The following is a 4481-nucleotide window of genomic DNA, read 5'->3' as shown; positions in this document are numbered from 1 at the left end:
ACGCCTATGTCACGAAGCCATTTCATTTCCTTCTTGCGCTCTACAGCAGTGTTCATTTTATTTCGCGGACCTTGAGGAGCATCATTAAACTGTCCATTTGAGTTGTACCAAAGGAAAACATTAACACCTTTAGAATTAGCGTATTTTACCAGTTCACTCATTCTCTCTTTACCGATGTTAGTGTCCCATAGGGCATCCATCAAAATATATTCATATTTCAGGTCTGCAGCAAGATCGATGTACTTCACCTGGTCATCGTAGTTCATACTGTTGTCCTGCCATACAATCCAACTCCATGTGGCACGACCAAATTTATAGGGTTGAGATGCCTCATAAAGTGGCTCTACAACATCAAAGGGAATAGTAGTTTCCACTATAGGTTTAAGATGATCACCAACAGTTATCGTTCTCCATGGTGTAATCCCCGGAAGCGCAACAGCTGCACCTGAGCTTCCAAATCCATTATTTTGTTTGATATTGGGATACTCAATGGTAAAAACATTATCTTTTGAGTAAGAACTGAGGTGTGAAGCACAGTATTGACCGTTAACCCCCGTTTCAGAAATTAGAATCCAATATTTATTGTCAACATGGAAGAGCCCGGGAAACACATAACCCTCATTTTGGTTATTGGTATTCATTAGAGCATCAGCTGTATAAGCGCTTTCATAACTTGGCGCCGTACGGGCAAATCCGGTCATTGGCCTCATCATTGGTGATAGAAATGTAGTTGTAGTGGCGGGAAATTTAAACCCCGTTGCCTCCTTTTCAATAATACAAGACATTGTGGGTGCCCAGGCAGGTAATTCATACCTATAGGCTATATCATTATTACTCACCTGAAACACGATGCTGATGGCCTTTTTATCAGCGTTCTGAAGGGTAAAGATGAGTTTATTTGCCCGGTAAGAAATATTTGATTTTTTTATTCTGTCTTGGGCGTAATCTTTACTCACAGTGCTTTCCACCATGCTCACATATTTCACTCCTGTAGAGAAATCACCTTCATTTGTCAGAAGTCCAAGAGGTGAATTTTCAAGTAGCATTTTACCCTTGTAAATAACGGAATACATGGGTTTCCCATCCGCTATCAATAGGTTAACCTTTAGTTGTTTATCTGGGCTCAATAAAAAAGCATCCTGTGCGAAGCCAGAAAGAAAAAAAAAGCATAATAAAGGTGCAATCAAAAAATTCTTCATCAAAGACAATTAGTTATGGTTGTTAATCAAAACTAACTGATCAATGACTTGATTGATTACAAAAATGAACAAATTAATAGCAGATTTGTCTAAGTGGGTAAGATCTTAATTTTTTATCACACCCAAATCTTTAAACCGCTCACTATAACTAGTTCTTTTTTATTTTTGGATTGTTTTGATTTGAATTTGGTTTCAATTCATCGGGACTATCTTTTGTATAAGTGTCAAACTGGTATTTTGAAGGACTGGTTAAAATGTCTTTTATCAATTCAAAACTAACTTCATTTTTAGGATCAAAATCGTCAGTATTCATATAACTGATCAGGCTATTAAAAAGTTGGCGGGCAGCAGGTTTAGTTTGATCAGTTTCTGGCTTTAAATCTGCACTCGATACAATCAATTTCCCTTTGCCCACTTTTGCTTCAAAAATTAGCCCTAGTCGGCGGTTCAAAAACCAGGTATCTATAGGCTGCACTAACGGCTTAAACCCTTTTGGGAAATCTTCTAAAATCATAACCTGCGATTTATTGGCAATTTCCCACCATTGTAAGTCGCTATAAAAATCTGTTGGGAATTGGTTAAATGCTGGACTTTTTGCTGCAATCAACATCCCAGTAACGTGAGGTGGTCTCATTTTGAACCATGACGTATTCCAAAATACGGGCGTGAAACTCATTGCAACCTCTTTACCTTTGATCACCTTACCTGCTGCATTAAAAAACACCTTTCCGCCAGCGGCTAAGACCGATTTGGCTTTTTCATCAAATTCAGTGGTATAATAAACAGTTGTTTTCGCCACATTTGCTTCAGCAGGATAAACCCAGAAATCCCAGTCATTGATAAAGGTGGTTCCCTCTATAGCTACAGTTAATTTTAATTTGCTGGCTTTGGCAATGCCACTTAGTGGAAAGGAAAGATCTCCTATAGGGATACCTGTTCCATAATCAATGTATTTGGTTTCTATATTGCCTTTGGTAACGACCGTTAGACCATCAGTAATTTCCCAATGGAACGTTTTATTGGTTAATGGTGTCGGTCCAAAATGAGCGAGATTAATTTTCACATTCAATATTTCATTATTGGTGAAAACGAATTTAGGGAAGCCTGCCAATGGAACGGTTGTATTACAAAATCTTGAAAATTCTTGAGCAGTAATATACCCTTTTTCTTTCCAAAAAGCATTGAGTACACCCACCAAAGCGGTGCCCTGTCCAGGGAAATCTTGTAAACCTAGTAATTGGAAACCTGCATAATTTGGTGTACGAAAAACTTTCTCAATTTCGTTTTTATAACATAGTGCTTGCAATTTGCCCGAAGTCATTAAAAAGTCTTTTACCTGCTCACCCATTCCCTGGTCATTTAGGTCTTCTTCAAAAAGCTCTAGATTTTTAGCACGGTAAATACCCTTATAATCCTTAATCTCATTAAAATTGGGGAATACACACCACTGCCCCATTTCATGTGCTACAAATGGCACCGTAAATTTGTTGATAGCTTCGCTAAAATCTGACAAAGATTCTGGTCTCTTGTTCCAGTCTAAACCTCTTACCCCTCCCCTTACCTGAAATTCAGCATTGGGTACAATTGGCCAGCTTCCACCTACCGACATACCTGTATAAACTCTACGCTGGTCTTTCTTTTTCCAATAATCTATGAAGGTATTAAGATAACGGACCTGGTCGCCAGCTGGTTCATTTCCTGCTGCCAATAATGCATAAGAAGCGTAATTTCCATAGTACTTCGCCATGAGATTCGTTTCATTATATAAAATACTATCTACGGCAAAACCTCTTCCAATACTTACCCCGTGGTTTGGCCAGCTGGGTCCTTCAGGCTGAATATAAAAACCCATTAAATCTGCCGCTTTAAATGCCGCTTCTGGTGGGCACCAGGAGTGAAAACGCATGTGGTTTAAACCGTGTGCTTTGGCTATAGCATATATCTTTTGCCACTCTTCAACAGATGTTGCTGGATATCCTGTTAAGGGGAATTCGCAATTATTTACAGTACCTCTTAAAAATACGGGTCTGCCATTGATTAAAAATTGTGAGCCTTTGATAGCAAACTCCCGCATTCCAAATGTCGTTTCTTTCTCAGCTATAACTTTTCCCTTCTCCTGAATTGCGGCAGTGAGTTGATATAAAGCTGGATTAAATTCATCCCATAACTGCATAGCTTCGCCAAGAGAAACCTGCATGCTTAATTCCATGTTTTTGTTAGAGGCAATATTTATTTTAGTGGCAAAGCTTGGTATTTCGTGAGGTGTTTTGCTATTGAAGCTTTTTGCAGCCAGAGAAACAGTACCGTTAAAATCTTTTTTACTGTCATTTTGAAACTTCAGTTTTACCGTTGCAGATTTTTGATGGATGTTTGGATAGATCTGTACATCGGTTAGATATACAAGTGCTGAAGCTTGTAATTCCATCTTACCAATTATGCCGTTCCAATTACCCTGGGTGTGATCGGTAATACTATGGGAATCTGGACCAACATTCATCACTTTGGTATCGTTATCAACACGAATGGCAATAGTATGTTGTCCTGGAGATAGTACATTGGTTAAATCATATTCATGGGGTGCTACAAGGCTTACCTGCTTGCCCGCGGGCTTTCCATCAACCCAAACGGTGGTTTCAATATGTGCCCGCTCTAAATAAAGCTTGATTTTTTTGCCGTTCCAATTTTGGGGCACATTCACTTCTCGTTTGTACCATGCGGCACCTACATAATGTTTAGCAGGTGTAAGCCAAAAAGGGATTTTGATGTTATCAGCTTTTCTGTATTTGGCAAGATGTGGATTGAAGTAAAATGAGCTGTCGTAGATCGAACCTGTCCATTTCGTTTTGAGTGTGATGTCGTCGCCCTTCAGGTTTCCAGCCATAGAGCCTGGTAGCTGCACTTTTTCTGAAAACTTTTTTAGGTACCATTTCTCTTTAATCCCACTATTAGTTTGATCAGTTTTAAACTGCCATGTTCCTTTCAAATTAATGGTTTGTGCATTAGCATTGAAATTGATCAATACAATAAAAATCAGCAAAATGTGGATTCCCAGAGATTTAAAGTTCATTATTAATAATTTATATTTAGTTCTTTTTTATCTATTAAACAATCTTCAATAGGCAGTTAAGCTGTCAAAACCACGCTTCTTATCAATCGAAAACTGACATCGTTGTTTCTACAATATGATCAAAGAATTGCCTGTCAGTTCTAACCTTTGCATACACCCTCATACCGGTTATTGTATTGCAAACAAAATGTGTCAGCGCTTTTGGATCTTTAGTT

The 4481-nt window shown here is 38.5% G+C and carries 2 protein-coding genes; both read right to left on the bottom strand.

The genetic code is table 11. From position 1 onward, the window contains the following. On the bottom strand, window positions 1-1199 hold a 1199-nt coding region (locus tag ACR2F7_RS10565), incomplete at its 3' end, for a glycoside hydrolase family 97 N-terminal domain-containing protein (RefSeq protein WP_432713536.1). Window positions 1200-1347: 148 nt separating this feature from the next. Further along, window positions 1348-4266 (bottom strand): exo-beta-1,4-galactosidase, encoded by a 2919-nt coding sequence (locus ACR2F7_RS10560; RefSeq protein WP_432713535.1) that lies wholly within the window; start codon window positions 4264-4266, stop codon window positions 1348-1350. Between the last annotated feature and the right edge of the window lie 215 nt (window positions 4267-4481).

Source organism: Pedobacter sp. (assembly GCF_045628745.1).
Taxonomy (GTDB): Bacteria; Bacteroidota; Bacteroidia; order Sphingobacteriales; family Sphingobacteriaceae; genus Pedobacter.
Note: the sequence above shows the minus strand (reverse complement) of the source record. Positions and strands in the feature narration are given on the sequence as shown.